We start from the raw sequence: 16,003 nt of genomic DNA, 5'->3' as shown, positions 1-16,003 counted from the left end.
TCCGTCTGCCGGTGCCGCTCATCTCCGTCTCCGGCAGACGACTGGCAGACGACTGCTCCCTCTTCTTCACGCAAGGAGCGGCGGGGCGGACCGGTTAGGATCCGACCTCGTGCCCCGTTCTCGACCATCGCGCCACGCCCGGACGGCTGGTGGTCGTGCGACAAGGCGAGTAGGCGGTGGCCGTGTCGGCTGATCCGCCGGTTCGGGTGCCCGTGGGGTCGGATGCCGATCGGTGGATCACGGTGGGCTTCGAGCGCACGGTCTTGGTCGTCACCCGGACGGTGACGACGACGACCCGGCTGCTCGACGTGTTGAGCCTCATCCGCCACGATCCGCGGATCCAAGTGGTCTTCACCCACGAGCGCAGCTCGGCGTTCAACGACGGGGTGGTCGACTTCGTGCGGTCCTTGGGCGGCCGGCTGGTGCCTTGGGAGCAAGCCGTCGGCATGCGGTTCGACCTGGCCATCGCCGCCAGCGAAGCGGGTGATCTTCACCTGTTGGACGCACCTGTCGTCGTCCTGCCGCACGGCGTCGGGCGCGGCAAGTACATCAAGAACGGGATCGGCGATCCGATGTCGGTCTCCGGCTTCAGATCCGACCAACTCGTCCGTGACGGGCGAGTCGTGCCAGCGGCGATCGTGTTGTCCCACGAAGAGGAGTTGCACCGCCTGGCAGCGAGCTGCCCGGAGGCGCTGCCGCGCGCGGTGGTGACGGGTGACGTCTGCCTGGACCGCCTGCTGGTCAGCGTTCCCCATCGGCGGCGCTACCGGCGCGCGCTGGGAGTCGACGGCCACCAGCGGCTGGTCGTGCTCAACTCGACGTGGGGGCGGCGTTCGATGATCGCGAGCGAGCTGGGGTTGGCCGCCAGGCTGCTCTCCTCGCTGCCTCGGGACGAGTACAAGGTGGCTGTCGTCCTGCACCCCAGTGTGTGGTTCGGGCACAGTCCCTACCAGGTGCGGGGCTGGCTGCACTCGGCACGTGAAGCGGGTGTGCTACTCGTGCCGCCACACGAGGGTTGGCACGCGACGCTGGTGTCGGCGGACCTGCTGATCTCCGATCACGGCTCGATCAGCCTCTACGGGGCGGCGTTGGGCGTGCCGCTACTGCTCGGCGCGTTCCACGACGACGAGATCGTGCCGGGTACACCGATAGCGGCGCTGGCCAAGCACGCGGAGTGGCTAGACCGGGCGGGGAATCTGCGCGGGCAGGTCGATGCCGCGATCGCCGGGCATGACCAGACGACCTACGAGCCGATCGTCGACCGGGCCTTCGCGCTGCGCGGGCAAGGCTCACAGGCGCTCGGCGATCTGTTGTACCGCACCATGTCGTTACCGATCGGCGACGTGCGGTCGGCCGTGCGTCCAGTGGATGATCCGGTACCGGAGGTCAGGCATGTGTCCGCCTACCGGGTGGTCACCGGCATCTCCGCCGGGACGGCCGTGGTGCTGGAACGCTTTCCCGCCCCGCTCGCCGAACCTGTCTGGCTCGACACCGCAGGACGTGACCACCACTTGGCGGTCGAAGAGGACGTCTTGGACACAGCGTTGCGGGAAAGCGCTGCCGTTCTGCTGTCCTCGGAGGTGCATGACGTGGTGTCGTGGGGACGAGCCGCACTCGAAGCCAACCCCGGTGCCACCGTCGCGGCGGCTTCGAACGTCTTTGTCGTACGGGGTCGCACGGGCAGGTTCCAGGTGTACGACGCGCTCACCGAAACCAAGCACCCGCCGGTCGTCACGGATGTGGTGGCGTCCGCGATCTACGCCTTGACCGTTGCCGGCCGATTGGGCGACGGGTCGACCACATTGACGGTCCACTTGGGACGGTTGACCAGATCGGTGCGCGTTCGGCGACGCGGTGGCCATCCGGGGTAGCGGGTGATTCGTTGGAGGGCGCCTGTTCCAGGACTTGGGCAACGAAAGTAGGCGCCGCAGTCGAGGTATAGCCGCCCGGTGAACCCGAGTACCGACGCTCGCACCAGGAAGTTTTCGCTGCGGTGAACAGCGGCGCGGCAGGCGGGCCTGGTGAGGGGCCGCCTGCCGCGCCGATCGGAGAGACGGGTGTCAGTGAACGTGCTTGCGGCCGTAGAGGCCTGCGACGAGGCTGACGCCGGCGGCGGCTACTGCGACCTGGATGATCAGTTCGATCCAGTCGATGCCGCGGGTGTCGCCCACGCCCATGGCGTTGGCGATGAAGGTGCCGATCATCGCGGCGATGAAGCCGACGACGATGGTCAGCCAGATCGGGATGCGCTGCTTGCCGGGCACGACGAGTCGGCCCAGCAGGCCGATGATCAAGCCCACGATCAGCGCGCTGATGATGCCGGAGACGGTCACGTCCACTCCTCTTTGGTCAGTCGGTTGTGGCGCAGGTACCCGATCTACGCGGCGATCACTCCTCGAAGGTCATAACCGCACCGCCTTCTGTTGAAAGCGCAGGTAGCGACCTGCGGGACTGCTTGAGCGGCAGTGCGTGGACGCACGTCCATGAGATATTCCTTGACAAGCATATTCGTTCAAGTGAATACTACCGCTCGTGGATCGGATCGCATCAGCACTCGGGGACGCCGCGCGGTGGCGCATCGTGGAACTGCTCGCCGAGCGCCCCCGGTCTGTCGGCGAGCTGGCCGAGTCGACCGGGTTGCGGCAGCCGCAGACCACCAAGCACCTCCAGACCCTCGCCCGCGCCGGTCTCGTCACCGTCTTCCCCCTCGGACAACGTCGCGTCTACGCGGTCGAGACGGAACCACTGGCAGCCCTGTCGCACCGACTGCGGCAACTGGTCGAAGCCACCGAGGCGCACGAGGGCGAACGGGACGTCATCGCGCGGTACCGGGCGGCCATCGAGGCGGAATCCGCGGTCGCGGATCGGGACAGGTGGGCCGACGGTCGCACCTTCTCCTTCGAACGCGTGCTGGCCGTGCCGAGGGACGTCGTCTGGCGGCATTGGGTCGACCCCGACCTGTTGGCGTCGTGGTGGGCTCCGCCGTCGATGACGGTCACCGACTGCGTTCTGGAGCCGCTGGAGGGCGGGCGCGCGGTCCTGGAATACCGCGACGCCGAAGGGCGGTACCGCTCCGAAGGGAAGGTCCACGCCGCGAAGGAACCCGAGCGCCTCGTGTTCGACCTCTCGGTGCTGGACGCACCCGGAGCGGTCTCGTTCACCGGCCACTACGACCTGACCCTCACCCCGACCCCGGAGGGCACCTTGTTGCGGGTTGATCTGCGCATCACCGAGACGACCGTCGAGGCCGTCCCCTACATCGCCGGGATCGGAACCGGCTGGGGTCAGGTGCTCGACAACCTCACCGACGCCATCGGCCGAACTCGGCGCACCACCGAGCTGGTCCCCACCGAAGAAGAGGAAGTACAGCCATGACCGACTCGACCGCGCGCAAGGTGACCGCCAACCTCGGCCTCACCCTCGATGGGCGCTACAACGGCCCCGGCGGACCCGGTGACGCCGGCGCGATCGTCCGCTACGCGACCACCGAGGTCGCGCGGAACCACCTCACCCGCATCTGGGAGGGCGCGACGACCGCACTGCTCGGCCGACGCAATGCCGAGGGGTTCCTCGGGTTCTGGCCGACGGTCGCCGACGACGAGAACGCCGATCCACGTGATCGCGAATACGCGAAGTGGTTGGTGGACACGGAAAAGGTGGTCCTGTCGACCACCTTGACCGAAGCACCGTGGGAACGCACCCGCGTGGTGAACGCCCCCGCCGCGGACGTCGTCACCGAACTCAAGGCCTCCGGTGAGGGCGACATCCTCGTCAACAGCAGTCCGAGCGTCATCAAGGCTCTCCTCGCGGCGGACCTGGTCGACCGGCTGCACCTCTTGCTCTGCCCCGAGATCGCCGGGGACGGGCAGCGGCTGTTCGACGACGGCCTGCCGAGTTCGAAGTGGACGCTCGCGCACCAGGAGACCGGCGAGCTGGGCGAGATCGCCCTCGTCTACGACCGCGCACGCACTGCCTGAAGTCGAGACGTGGCACGGCACGCCGCCCTGACCGTCGAGCGGCCGGTCCGCTGCCCACGCAGCCCCGCGCCGGCGGAGTGCCGGTTCACCCGGTGGACCGTCGCGTAGCGCTGGACGGGGAGGGCCGGTCAACACGGCGTTCGCGGGTCCTGAAGACCTGCAAACCCCGCGGATGCCGTCAGGCGCCTACGGCGGCAGCGCTCTGGGTGCGCAACGGCTTGAGGGCGTTCGACCACGCGATGATCTCGTCCAGCATCTCCATCAGGGTCGGCTCCTGGTGCGGGCCGGGCGCCACCACACCGGGGTCCATCGGCTCGTTCGGGTCACTGAACTTGAAGTCGGTGAATACCGGCAGCACGACCTGGCTGCGCACGTCGGCGACCTTCAACTCGGCCATCGTGAGCCTCAGGTGCTCGACCGCGCGGACGCCGCCGTGCACGCCGTAGCTGACGAAGCCCGCCGCCTTGTCGTTCCACTCCGCGTACAGGTAGTCGATCGCGTTCTTCAGCGCGCCGGGCACCGAGTGGTTGTACTCCGGGGTGATGAACACGAACCCGTCGAACGAGGCGATCGTGGCGGCCCAGCGCCGGGTGTGCGGCTTGCTGTACACCCCGAACATCGCCGGGGCGGGCTCGTCCAGCAACGGCAGGTCGTAGTCGGCCAGGTCGACGGGCTCGACGACCACGTCGCCGGCGGTGACGGCGGGATGTCGGCCGGCGACCTCGTTGACCCACCCAGCCACCGCCTCCGCGATCAACGCGGAGGCGCGGCACATCCCGCCGGCCGCGATCACCGCGTGGCAGGAGACCGGGCCCCTGCGCGTCCGCCGCGAGCTGGCCGGCTACATGGCCAAGGCCGGGGACCGGGGGCTGTTGCGCATCGACAACCCCGAGCGCGCGGCCATCCACCTGATGACGCTCGTCTCGGTGGTGGACCCGGCCTACCTCGGCGCGGTCCCCGCGCCGGACGAGATCACCGAAATCGTGACGTCGAGCATCCACGTCTTCCTGCACGGCTACCTTGGCTGAGGAACGAATGCGCTATCGATTGCCGGGCCGCGGGGAGGCACGATCTACCAGCTGCTGTTCAGGCCGCGCGAGCAGGAGCTGGTGGAAACCACTTGGCAGGAGAGCGGAACGGGTCCGCCACGCCGGTACTACGGGGCCACTCCACAGGGTGTCGGGGCCTGATAGAGGACCGGATCCGTCCGCATTGGGTGTCATGGTGGGTTCCGTGGATGCCGACGAACACCGGAACCGGACGCTGCGCGGGTACCGCGGGCTGAACCGCCACCTGTCCGACGTCCGCCCACCGCGCGACCTCTACCTGCGCACCGAACCCGCCATGAACGGAGCTACCCGATGAGCCGCCACATCCAGGTCACCTTCGACGCCCACGACCCGCGTGCGCTGTCCTCCTTCTGGCGCGACGTGCTGGGCTACGTCCACCCCGGCCCGCCCGGCGTCGACCTGCCCGAAGGTGCCGACCCGTTGGCCGCGTGGGACGACTTCCTGGCGCGCGTCGGCGTCCCCGAGGAGCAGCGCAACACGAGGTCGGCCATCGAGGACCCGGACGGGCACGGGCCGCGTTTGTTCTTCCAACAGGTTCCGGAGGGAAAGGTCGTTAAAAACCGGGTCCACCTCGACGTCCGCACGGCTCCCGGGCTGCGGGGAGAGGAGCGGATGGCGGCGCTGGAGGCCGAGTGCGAGCGGCTCGTCGCGCTGGGGGCCACGCGGGTGCGTCGGGACGAGCCCGCTCCCCCGATGAGCGGCGGCTTCATCGTGATGGCCGACCCCGAGGGCAACGAGTTCTGCCTGGACTGACGCGCTCGGCCGTGGTGCCCGGCGACCGGCGCGTCCCGCTGCGCCGCGGGCCGCCCGGACCCGCCGACCACCGGACCGGCCGGACCGGGCCGTCGCCCCGGACAGCGGACACCGCAGATCGCGGGGTACCACGTTCGGGGCGATGAGCCGCTCAGCGGTGTACCCGGCCTCGCCCTGGTGATCACCATGAAGGCATGGAACCGTTTCCCCTGGACCCGACCGGTCACGACATCCACGGTGAAGGCGCACTCCTGCGGGAACGTGGAGCGGTGACGCCCGTCGAACTGCCCGGCGGCGTGGTGGCCTGGTCGGCCAACCGGGTCGACGTGCTCCGGAGGCTGTTCGGCGACCCCAGGGTGTCCAAGGACCCGCACCGCCACTGGCCCGCCTGGCGGGAGGGCCGGGTCGACGAGGAGTGGCCGCTGCACATGTGGATCTCGGTCCACACGATGTTCACCGCGTACGGCGAGAACCACCGAAGACTGAGGTCCCTGGTGTCCAAGGCCTTCACGCCCCGCCGCACGCAGTCGCTGCGGCCCGCGATCACCCGGATCGCGGACGACCTGCTGGACGAACTGGACGCCGGCCCGGACGTGGCCGACCTGCGCACGAAGTACGCCTACCCGCTGCCGATCGAGGTGGTCTGCCGGCTGCTCGACCTGCCCGACGACACCCGCCCCGGCCTCCGGCAGGCCGTGGACGTCATCTTCGACACCACCGCCACACCCGCCGAATCGGCAGCCAACCAGCGCCACATCTACGAGATCCTCGACGACCTGGTCGCCGGCCGCCGCCGCGACCCCGGCGACGACCTGATCAGCGACCTGGTCGCCGCCCGCGACGAGGACGACGGCCGGCTCACCGAGTCCGAGCTGGTCGACACGCTGCTGCTGTTCGTCGCCGCCGGCCACGAGACCACCGTGAACCTCCTCGACCACGCCATCGCCGCCCTGCTCACCCACCCCGACCAGCTCGCGCTGGTGCGCTCCGGCGAGCGCCACTGGCGCGACGTGACCGAGGAGACCCTGCGGTGGCAGGCCCCGGTGACGAACGTGCCGCTGCGCTACGCCGTGGAGGACATCGACCTGGGCGACGTCGTCATCCGGCGCGGGGACGCGATCCTGCCCGCCTACGCCGCGGCCGGTCGCGACCCGGACCTGCACGGCCCGACCGCCGACAGCTTCGACATCACCCGCCCCGACAAGACCCACATCGCGTTCGGCCACGGCGTCCACTACTGCCTGGGCGCCCCACTGGCCCACCTGCAAGCCGAAATCGCCCTGCCCGCGCTGTTCGAGCGCTTCCCGGACCTGGCACTCGCCGTGCCTCCGGACGACCTGCGGCCGGTCCGCTCGTTCATCTCCAACGGACACCAGGCCCTCCCGGCACGCCTCCGCCCCGCCTGAGTCCCGAGGTCCCGGCGGGCGCGGCTCGCCGGGGCCACTGCCGGATGCACCGGCAACCACGCGGGTGAAGGTGCCCCGCAGCAAACGCGACCGGAGTCCGGGGCGAAACCGCGGACGTGGTGCAAGAGAGCCGGAACAGACCGCCGGGTCATTCTGGAAAATATTCGACGGAATCTCGGGAATTCCGAGATATTGTCCGGGAGGATACCCTTTGTCCACCGGGGCGAAGCTCGTCCGACTGAGCGAAGAAAAACGGGCGATCGATGGCGCTCAACGGGTGAACCTGCTGGTCGGAGGTGGCTTGAGGCGGCCTCGTGGGTACGTTCCGCACTGGAGTCCACCGCCTTTCCCCCGTTCTGGGACCCCCTCGGGAGTTGCGCCATGCCATTTTTCCGCAGCGATGTGCAGTTCGACAGCGACCACGAGGGCCGGGTCCGCGAGTGGAACCGGACGTCGACCGGATACCCGCGCACGGCAACCGTGCCGCAACTGTTCGCCCGCCAGGTGGAGGCCACGCCGGAAGCCGAGGCGGTGCGCAAAGGCGCGACGCGGTTGACCTACGCGGAACTGGGTGACCGGGTCGACCGGCTCGCCGACCACCTCGTCGCCCTCGGTGTGCGGCCCGGCGAGGTGGTCGGGGTGCTGCTCGACCGGTCGGTGGAGTGCGTGACGGCGATCCTCGCGGTGATGGCGGCGGGTGGGGCGTACCTGCCGTTGGACCCGGAGTACCCGGACCGGCACCTGGCCGACGTCCTGGAGGAGGCGAACGTCCGAACCGTGATCGCGGACGACCGGGACAGGTCCACTGTGGACGACCGCCTCACGGTGGTCGACGTCGCGGTGGAGGCCGAGCGCACCGGCGCGGCGCGGAACGTCCACATCGGACCGGACGATCCGGCCTACGTGATCTTCACGTCCGGTTCCACGGGCGCGCCGAAAGGTGTCGTCGTGCCGCACCGCGGACCGATCCGGCTGGCGTGCGGCGGTGATCCGCGTTTGCGGTTGTCCTCGGACGACGTGCTGCTCGCGACCACCAACCCGACGTTCGACGTGTCCTGCTTCGAGTACTTCGGCGCGCTGCTCAACGGCGCGCGGCTGGTGTTGGCCGATGTGGCGACGCTGTTGGACGCGCCCGCGCTCGCCGGGACGCTCCGCGCGGAGCAGGTCAGCGTGATGTGGCTGAGCGCCGGGCTGTTCCACCGAATGGCCAGGGTCGAGCCCGCCCTGTTCGGTTCGCTGCGGTGCCTGATCGCGGGTGGCGACACCCTGTCGCCCGAGGCGGTCCGCCAGGTGCTCGCGCACGGCCGTCCGGGGTCGTTCCTCGACGGCTACGGCCCGACCGAGAACTCCTCGCTGTCCACGGTGCACGAGGTGACCGAACTGGGCCCGGACGCCGAGACGGTGCCGATCGGCACACCGGTGGCCAACTCGACCGCGTACGTCGTGCGGGACGACGGCAGCCTGGCCGACCCCGGCGAGACGGGCGAGCTGTGGGTCGGCGGCGACGGCCTCGCCCTGGGCTACCTGGGCGACCCGGCGGCCACCCGGGAGAAGTTCGTCCCGGACCACCTCGGTCCGGACCCGGACGGTCGGCTCTACCTCACCGGCGACCTGGCCCGGTGGCGGCCCGACGGCGTGCTGGAGTTCGCCGGCCGGCGCGACCGGCAGGTCAAGGTGCGCGGCTACCGCATCGAACTGGACGAGATCGAGGTGCACCTGAGCGCCCACCGGCAGGTCCGGGAAGCCGCCGTGGTCGCGCCCCGCGACGGCGACCACGACCGGCTGCTGGCATGGGTCACCCCGCACGGCGAGGTAGGGCCCGACCAGCTCTCCTGGCGACTGCGGGAGTTCCTGCGCGACCGACTGCCGGAGTTCATGGTGCCCAACCCCATCCTGGTGCGCGACCGGATGCCGTTGACGCGGGCGGGCAAGATCGACCGGTCCCGGCTGGTCCACGAGGCGCCCCAGGCCGGGCCCGCGCCCGCCTCCGAGCCGCCCCGGACCGACCGCGAGCGGGCGGTCGCCCGGATCTGGTCGACCCTGCTCGGCGTCGGCGACCGGATCGGCCGGGACACCGACTTCTTCGCCCTGGGAGGCCACTCGCTCCAGGCGACCCGGCTGGCCGCCGCGTGCCGGGCCGAGTTCCGGTTGCCCGCCGCGTGCAGCCGGCAGTTGATCCGGGGCCTGCTGGCCAACCCCACCGTGCAGACCTTCGCGGCCCGCATCGACGCCCTCGTGAGCGGCGAGGATCCCCACGCGGACGACGGCGAGGTCGACTTCGAGGCCGAAGCGCGGCTGGACCCGGAGTTCCGCTGCGCCACCGCGACCGACCTGTCCCCGACCGGCCTGCCCCCGACCGGCCGCACGGTGTTCCTCACCGGCGGGACCGGTTTCCTGGGGACCTACCTGCTCGACGCACTCGTCCGGGGCGACGTGGCCGACCGCGTGCTGTGCCTGGTGAGAGCGGAGGACGAGCAGGCGGGCAGGCGACGGCTCGGGGCGCGGCTGCGCCGCTACGGGTTGGACCCCGCGACCGTGTCCGACCGGGTCCGGGTCGTCGTCGGGGACCTCGCGGCACCTCGGCTGGGCCTGGACGGGAAGACGTTCGAGGCCGTGGCGGACGACGTGGACACCATCCTGCACTCCGGCTCCCGGGTGAACTTCGCCTACCCGTACCGCGCGCTCGAACCGTCCAACGTCGGCGGCACCCGCAGCGCCCTGGACCTGGCCCGCACCGGTCGGCCCAAGGCGTTCCACCACATCTCCAGCATCGCCGTCCTCGCGGGCTTCGGGGCCGCCGGCATCCGCCAGGTCGACGAGGACACGCCGCTGCGCTTCGGCGACCGCATCTCGCTCGGCTACCCGGAGACCAAGTGGGTGGCCGAACGCCTCGTGGCGCAGGCCGCCGACCAGGGGCTCGCCGTCGGCATCCACCGGCCCTACGAGATCACCGGCGCGCGGGACACCGGCGTCTGGAACACCGACACCATGATGTGCGCGCTGTTCCGCAGCATCGCCGAAACCGGCCTGGCGCCGGACGCCCCGCTGCCGCTGGACTTCGTGCCGGTCGACTACACCGCCCGCGCGATCGTCCACATCCTGGCGAACCGCCCGGCGGAAGGGCACGCGTACAACGTCACCAACGCCCGGGACGCCCGGCTCGCGCTGGTGGTCGACCGGCTGCGCGAGCTGGGGTACGACGTGGAGACCGTGCCCTACGACGCCTGGGTCGAGCACATGGCGGACCTGACCGCACGTGATCCGGACCAACCGATGGCGCCGTTCATGCCGATATTCCTCGAATCAGCACGCCAGTCGGACCTCTCGGTGAAGGAGATGTACTTCGCCGGCACGTTCCCGGAGTTCGGTCGCGCCAACTTCGAGGCGGGCATCGCCGACGCGGACCTGACCTGCCCGCCGGTCGACGCGGACCTGATCGACAAGTACCTGCGGTACTTCGTCACCTCGGGCTTCCTGGAACCACCCGGCGCCCGTCGGTGAGGCGGGCCGCCACGCCCTGCCTGCGCGGCGGCTTCCGGGCCGTGGCGCGGAGGGTGTGGGGAGGGCATCACGAGGGTGCGCGGACTCACCGGCGGGGAGCCGGTGGCGTCGAGCGCGAGGGCGGATCCGTGCACGAGGTGGCGAAGGCGCTGCTGCCGTCGCCCGGGACTAGAGGCAGGTCTGGTGGAACGGCGCGTCCGGGATCAGGCGCTCCCACTCCGCATGGGTGAGCGTGCGGTTCACCATGGCGCACAACGATCCCTGGACGTCCGCCGCGTAGCCGATGTCCCACAGGCGGACCGCCATGTCCTCGCCGCCGGTCGCGAGCCACCTGCCGTCCGGGCTGAACCGCACCGACCGCACCGGCCCCCGGTGCGCCAGGAACGACTCGCTGACCTGGGTGCGGGTCGGAATGTCCCACAGCCGCACGGAGTTGTCGCCGCTCCCGCTCGCGAGCACGGCGCCGTTCGGGCTGAACGTCACCGAGTACACCGGTCCGGTGTGGCCGAGCACCGGTTCGCCGAGCTGCGTGCGGGTGGCGGTGTCCCACAACCGGATCGTGCCGTCGTCCCCACCGCTGACCAGGGTCTTGCCGTCCGGGGAGAACGACACGGAGCCGACCGGGCCGGTGTGCCCTCGCAACGGGTCGCCCGACTGCTTGCGGGACGCGGCGTCCCACAGCCGGATCTGGCCGTCCGCGCCGCTCGTGGCGATGGTCGAACCGTTCGGGGAGAACGTGATCGAGTAGGTGGCCCGGTCGTAGAGCAACGTGCCGTCGCGCGACCGGCCTTGAGAGTCCCAGAAGACCACCGTCGACTTGTCCTTCTCGCCCGGCCCGCCGTCCTCGCCCGGGTCGGTCGTGATGCCGCTCTCGGCGAGGGTCACGTTGCCGAGCGCCTCCAGGTCGCCGCCGCTGACCAGCGACTCGCCGTCCGGGGTGAACGCCAGTGCCCAGACGGGTCGGTCCCTGCCGACCGGGGTGCTGGCGACCGTGCGGCGATCGCCGAGGTCCCACGCCAGGATCCGGCCGGTGCTGCTGGACGGGTCGTCGAAACCGCCACCGGTCAGCGTGCGGCCGTCGGGGCTGAACGCGAGTGCGCGGATCGTGCGGGTGTGGCCGGTCATCATCCGGCCGGTCTCCCGCCGCCGCTCGACATCCCACAGCAACACGGTGGGACCGTCCGCGATCCGCCACCCGCCGTGGTCGTCGTACCTGGACGGTGAGACGACCTTGACTCCGCCCAGAACCCTGCCATTGGCGCTCAGCCAGCCGAAACCGCTGAGGCAGAGACCCCAGCCGCTGTTCCCGCACACGTAAGGGCTGCCGAGGCGGTCGGTTATCCCCCCGTAGTCGCCGCTGCTGGCCAGCGTTCTCCCATCGGGGCTGAAGGCCACCGCGTAGACGCTCGCGACGTGCCCGGCCAGCACGTTGCCGGCCTGCTCGTGACCGGCCACGTGCCACAGCCGCACCTTCCCGTCCGAGCCGGCGCTGGTGAGCGTCCGGCCGTCCGGGGCGAACGCGACCGACGTGACCGGGCCGCTGTGGCCCGCGAGCGGCGCGCCGATCTGCTGCTGCCGGTCGATGTGCCACAGCCTGACCGTGCCGTCCTGGCTGCCGGTGGCCAGCATCGTGCCGCTGGGGCTGAACGCCACCGACGGCCGCACCAGCGAACGGTCGGAGCGGGTGTGCCCGCTCAGCGGCGGGCCCTTCTCCTGCCGGGAACCCGTGTCCCACAAGCGGACCGTGCCGTCGGTGCCCGCGCTCGCGAGCGTCGCGCCGTCCGGGCTGAACGCGAGCACCGGGCCGATCGGGCTCTGGGGGTCGGGGGTGTGCGCGGCCAGCGGCGGGCCGAGCTGCTGGTGCGTGCCCACGTCCCAGAACCGCACTGTGCCGTCGTTGCCCGCAGTGGCGAGGAACCCCCCGGCCGGGTAGAACGCCGCGAACGGGCTCTCTTCGCCGGGGTGCCCGGCCAGCGGCGCACCGACCTGGTCGCGCGTGCCCACGTCCCAGATGCGCACGGTCCCGTCGCCCACGCCGGTCGCGACGGACCTGCCGTCCGGACCGAACGCGATCGTCGTGTTCTTGTGGCGCGTGTGCCCGTCTCGCCCGGACGGGTCGGGTGTCGGGCCTGTCGGGGAGCCGAGCGGGTTGCCCGCCTCTCGGCGCGCGGCGAGATCCCAGAAACGGGCGCCGTCGACTTCACCCGCCGTGGCCAAGTGGTGCCCGTCCGGGCTGAACACCACCCAGTCGGCATCCGCGGTCAGTTCTCCGGCCTGCTGGAACGTCGCCGTGTCCCAGAACCGGACCTTGCCGTCGGCGCCGGCCGCGGCGACGGTTTTGCCGTCGAGCGAGTAGGCCACCGAGACGACCGGTGCGCTGTTCACGGAGAGCGCGGCGATGCCCGGCCGCGCGGCGGCGCGCAGCATGGCGACCTTGGCCTGCGGGGTGGGGCTGATGCGCCACGCGGCGACGCTGAGCAGCTTCGCCACAGCGGGGTCGCGGTCGCCGAGTTCCCCGCTGCGTGCGGCCAGTTCGCGGGACAGTGCCTGGTCGCGCCGGCGGTTCGACTCGTCGAGCTGTTGCCAGGTAATCCCGGCGAGCAACGTCACCAGCACCGTCAGCACGGCGAGCGCGGTGGTGGCGATCCGCCGCGTGCGCACGGCGGACCGGTGCAGCCGCTGGTCCTCGCTGTCCAGGAAGTCCTTCGGCTGCCTGTGGATCGGCGCCGCGAGCGTCGCGACGTCGGAGCGGAACCGGTCGTTGCGCAACGACAGGTGGCCCACCTCGCGGGTCCAGTTCAGGTTGACCCACAGCGGCTCGGCCACGAACCACCCGCTGAGCTGCGGCGGCAGTGCGGTGGTCCGTGCCCAGTCGAAGTCCCCGGCCTCGTCGTCCCAGACGATCTTGCCGCTGGTGAGCGCGATCAGGAACGTCTCGGGCGTGCGGTTCTGCTGCCAGTAGTCGATTTCCTGCCGCACCCACTTCGACGCCGCCGACTGCTCGGAGGCCAGCAGCACGAAGTGCCGCGAGCTGTCCAGCGCGTCCCTGATGGTGCCGGCGAGGTCGCTGCTCGCGGGCAGGTTGCTGAGGTCACGGCAGATGCGCAGCACCCTGGGCTGGTACCAGGCCCTGGCCAGCCGGTGCAGGCCCCCTTGCAGCGCGAGGGCCAGGTGTCGATCGGCGGCGAAGCTGTAGGACAGGAATGCGTCGAATCGCCGCTCCACGCTGGGCATGGCGCACAATGTAACGATCAGTGCGGTGCCGCCGCCCCGGTCTTGAGACCAACTGGCCTTGTTCTGGCCAGTGACTGTCCCCAACCCTTTTCGCCCACCGAGAAGCGGTCCCCGTGCACGGCGAGATGCGGCGGGAGCAGCTCGCCGGTGGGTGGGGCGAGGTCCCGGCCGGGAGTCCGACCGGCTTGCCCGACACCGACACCCCGGCGCCGTCTTCGGCCAAGCATCGAGGGGCAGCCGCACCGCCGATGTCGGGTCGACGCGGATCTCTGCTCCCTGCCATCGTGAGCGCAGCCTGCGGCCGTGGCCGGCGAGCACGATCGCACCGGGTCCGGGGCACCGGGCGTCCTCCGGGGAGTCGGCGAGCAGAGCTGCTCCAGCCATGCCTGCCCCGGCTTCAACGGGCCGTGACGGGCGCGGACGTTTCCAGCAGCCGGCCGTTCTCGATCCGCAGCCCGCGGTCGATCCTGATCTCGGCGAGGAAGCGCTCGTCGTGGCTGACGACCACGAACGCGCCCTGGAAGGCGTTGAGCGCGCTCTCCAGCTGCCCGGCGCTGACCAGGTCGAGGTTGTTCGTGGGTTCGTCCAGCAACAGCAGTTGCGGGGCCGGTTCGGCGAACAGGACGCAGGCCAGCGTGGCACGCAGCCGTTCCCCGCCGGACAGGACGCCGACCGGGAGGTGCGCCCGGGAGCCGCGGAACAGGAAGCGCGCGAGCAGGTTCATCCGCTGCGCCGGCGGCATCGCCGGTGCGGACGCCGCCAGGTTCTCGGCGACCGTGCGTTCGTCGTCCAGCAGATCCAGGCGCTGCGACAGGTAGGCGATCCGGCCGTCGGCTCGCTTGACGTCGCCGCCGGTGGGCTCCAGGTCGCCGTGGACGATCCGCAGCAGGGTGGACTTCCCGGCGCCGTTGGGACCGGTGAGCGCGATCCGTTCGGGACCGCGGATCGCCAGGTCCGCGCCCCCGCCCGCGAACAGGTCCCGCTCGCCGTAGCCGGCCCGCAGGCGTTCGCCCAGGAAGAGGGTGCGTCCTGCGGGGACCGCGGTCTGCGGCAGCTCCAGGCTGATCTTCTGCTCGTCCCGCAAGGCCCGCTCCGCCTGGTCGAGCTTGGCCTTGGCCGCGCCGACCCGCGCCGCGTGCGTTCCGTCCGCCTTGGCGGCCGACTCCTGCGCGTTGCGCTTCATGGTCCCGGCGAAGATCTTGGGCAGCCCGGCGTTGCCGAGGTTGCGCGTGGCGTTGCTCGCCCGGCGCGCGGCGCGCTCGCGGGCCTGCTGCATCTCCCGCTTCTCGCGCTTGACCTCCTGCTCGGCGTTGCGGATGTTCTTCTCGGCGACCTCCCGCGCAGCCTCGACCGCCTGCTCGTACTCGGTGAAGTTCCCGCCGTGGTAACGGATTTCGCCGCTGTCGAGTTCGGCGATGCGGTCCATGCGGTCGAGCAGGGCGCGGTCGTGGCTGACCACGAGGAGGCAGCCGTGCCAGTCGTCGAGCACGTCGTAGAGCCGGTGGCGGGCGTCGAGGTCCAGGTTGTTGGTGGGCTCGTCGAGCAACAGCACGTCCGGCCGCTTGAGCAGCTGCGCGGCCAGGCCCAGGGAGACGACCTGGCCGCCGCTGAGGGTGCCCAGGGGGCGTTCCAGGCCGATGTCGCCCAGTCCCAGCCGGTCCAGCTGGGCGCGGGTGCGTTCCTCGACGTCCCAGTCGTTCCCGATGGTGGTGAAGTGCTCTTCGGCGACGTCGCCGGACTCGACGGCCGCCAGCGCCCGCAGGATCGCCGCGACGCCGAGGACCTCGGCGACGGTCGGCTCACCGGTCAGCGGCAGGTCCTGCGGGAGGTGGCCGAGGACGCCGTCGACGGTGACGCTCCCCGCCGACGGCTTCAGGTCGCCCGCGACGAGCTTGAGCAGGGTCGTCTTCCCGGCCCCGTTGGGGGCGACGAGACCGGTGCGACCGCCGGGGACGGTGGCGGACAGCTCCTCGAAGACCGGGGTGCCGTCGGGCCAGGAGAAGGACAGGCCGGAAACGACGACGCGGGTGTGGGACATGGATGAGACCTCGGGTGTGGTGTG

The 16,003-nt window shown here is 71.0% G+C and carries 13 protein-coding genes; 9 read left to right on the top strand and 4 right to left on the bottom strand.

Annotated elements, in window-relative coordinates; all coding sequences use genetic code 11:
- The first annotated feature begins 242 nt into the window (after positions 1 to 242).
- Positions 243 to 1,871: a hypothetical protein gene (locus tag FHS29_RS34595; RefSeq protein ID WP_184698638.1), complete on the top strand. Its 1,629-nt coding sequence runs from the start codon at positions 243 to 245 to the stop codon at positions 1,869 to 1,871.
- Between the two features lie 189 nt (positions 1,872 to 2,060).
- Here the strand turns inward: FHS29_RS34595 and FHS29_RS34590 are convergent, their stop codons facing one another.
- Positions 2,061 to 2,333: a GlsB/YeaQ/YmgE family stress response membrane protein gene (locus FHS29_RS34590; protein ID WP_184698636.1), complete on the bottom strand. Its 273-nt coding sequence runs from the start codon at positions 2,331 to 2,333 to the stop codon at positions 2,061 to 2,063.
- A gap of 199 nt (positions 2,334 to 2,532) precedes the next feature.
- Here FHS29_RS34590 and FHS29_RS34585 point away from each other — a divergent pair, with 199 nt between their 5' ends.
- A complete protein-coding gene (locus tag FHS29_RS34585) occupies positions 2,533 to 3,375 on the top strand; it encodes a metalloregulator ArsR/SmtB family transcription factor (RefSeq protein WP_184698634.1) in 843 nt (280 codons plus the stop codon).
- Positions 3,372 to 3,977, top strand: a complete 606-nt coding sequence (locus FHS29_RS34580; RefSeq protein WP_184698632.1) for a dihydrofolate reductase family protein — start codon at positions 3,372 to 3,374, stop codon at positions 3,975 to 3,977. Before FHS29_RS34585 ends, FHS29_RS34580 begins: the two co-directional genes overlap by 4 nt.
- Positions 3,978 to 4,155: 178 nt before the next feature.
- Here the strand turns inward: FHS29_RS34580 and FHS29_RS34575 are convergent, their stop codons facing one another.
- A complete protein-coding gene (locus tag FHS29_RS34575; RefSeq protein ID WP_312865235.1) occupies positions 4,156 to 4,719 on the bottom strand; it encodes an NADPH-dependent FMN reductase in 564 nt (187 codons plus the stop codon).
- On the opposite strand from FHS29_RS34575, the gene FHS29_RS34570 reads away from it, so the two are divergent.
- From FHS29_RS34570 to FHS29_RS34550, 6 genes are all read left to right on the top strand, one after another.
- Positions 4,703 to 5,005, top strand: coding sequence for a TetR/AcrR family transcriptional regulator C-terminal domain-containing protein (locus FHS29_RS34570; protein WP_184698628.1), 303 nt, complete (start codon positions 4,703 to 4,705; stop codon positions 5,003 to 5,005). The genes FHS29_RS34575 and FHS29_RS34570 overlap by 17 nt on opposite strands.
- Positions 5,006 to 5,023: 18 nt before the next feature.
- Positions 5,024 to 5,167, top strand: coding sequence for a helix-turn-helix transcriptional regulator (locus FHS29_RS37950; protein ID WP_184698769.1), 144 nt, complete (start codon positions 5,024 to 5,026; stop codon positions 5,165 to 5,167).
- A gap of 43 nt (positions 5,168 to 5,210) precedes the next feature.
- Positions 5,211 to 5,342 carry a hypothetical protein gene (locus FHS29_RS37945; RefSeq protein WP_281391811.1) on the top strand — a complete coding sequence of 44 codons (132 nt, stop codon included), beginning with the start codon at positions 5,211 to 5,213 and terminating at the stop codon, positions 5,340 to 5,342.
- Positions 5,339 to 5,800: a VOC family protein gene (locus FHS29_RS34560; RefSeq protein ID WP_184698626.1), complete on the top strand. Its 462-nt coding sequence runs from the start codon at positions 5,339 to 5,341 to the stop codon at positions 5,798 to 5,800. The genes FHS29_RS37945 and FHS29_RS34560 overlap by 4 nt, the downstream gene beginning before the upstream one ends.
- A 194-nt stretch (positions 5,801 to 5,994) precedes the next feature.
- Positions 5,995 to 7,206 carry a cytochrome P450 family protein gene (locus tag FHS29_RS34555; RefSeq protein ID WP_184698624.1) on the top strand — a complete coding sequence of 404 codons (1,212 nt, stop codon included), beginning with the start codon at positions 5,995 to 5,997 and terminating at the stop codon, positions 7,204 to 7,206.
- A gap of 381 nt (positions 7,207 to 7,587) precedes the next feature.
- The gene (locus tag FHS29_RS34550; protein ID WP_184698622.1) at positions 7,588 to 10,707 is read left to right on the top strand and encodes an amino acid adenylation domain-containing protein; all 3,120 of its coding nucleotides are present in this window, start codon (positions 7,588 to 7,590) and stop codon (positions 10,705 to 10,707) included.
- Between the two features lie 168 nt (positions 10,708 to 10,875).
- On the opposite strand, the gene FHS29_RS34545 is transcribed toward FHS29_RS34550, so the two are convergent.
- Complete coding sequence (locus tag FHS29_RS34545; RefSeq protein WP_184698620.1) at positions 10,876 to 13,941, bottom strand: toll/interleukin-1 receptor domain-containing protein; 3,066 nt, start codon at positions 13,939 to 13,941, stop codon at positions 10,876 to 10,878.
- A 397-nt stretch (positions 13,942 to 14,338) separates the two neighbouring features.
- The gene (gene abc-f, locus FHS29_RS34540; RefSeq protein WP_184698618.1) at positions 14,339 to 15,979 is read right to left on the bottom strand and encodes a ribosomal protection-like ABC-F family protein; all 1,641 of its coding nucleotides are present in this window, start codon (positions 15,977 to 15,979) and stop codon (positions 14,339 to 14,341) included.
- Positions 15,980 to 16,003 lie beyond the last annotated feature (24 nt).

This window comes from Saccharothrix tamanrassetensis (genome assembly GCF_014203665.1).
In the GTDB taxonomy this organism is placed as follows: domain Bacteria; phylum Actinomycetota; class Actinomycetes; order Mycobacteriales; family Pseudonocardiaceae; genus Actinosynnema; species Actinosynnema tamanrassetense.
Note: the sequence above shows the minus strand (reverse complement) of the source record. Positions and strands in the feature narration are given on the sequence as shown.

Coding starts and splice junctions, on each gene's coding strand:
- FHS29_RS34580 (WP_184698632.1), top strand. CDS start 3,372: ATGACCGACTCGACCGCGCGCAAGGTGACCGCCAACCTCGGCCTCACC.
- FHS29_RS34560 (WP_184698626.1), top strand. CDS start 5,339: ATGAGCCGCCACATCCAGGTCACCTTCGACGCCCACGACCCGCGTGCG.
- FHS29_RS34555 (WP_184698624.1), top strand. CDS start 5,995: ATGGAACCGTTTCCCCTGGACCCGACCGGTCACGACATCCACGGTGAA.
- FHS29_RS34550 (WP_184698622.1), top strand. CDS start 7,588: ATGCCATTTTTCCGCAGCGATGTGCAGTTCGACAGCGACCACGAGGGC.
- FHS29_RS34545 (WP_184698620.1), bottom strand. CDS start 13,941: ATGCCCAGCGTGGAGCGGCGATTCGACGCATTCCTGTCCTACAGCTTC.
- abc-f (WP_184698618.1), bottom strand. CDS start 15,979: ATGTCCCACACCCGCGTCGTCGTTTCCGGCCTGTCCTTCTCCTGGCCC.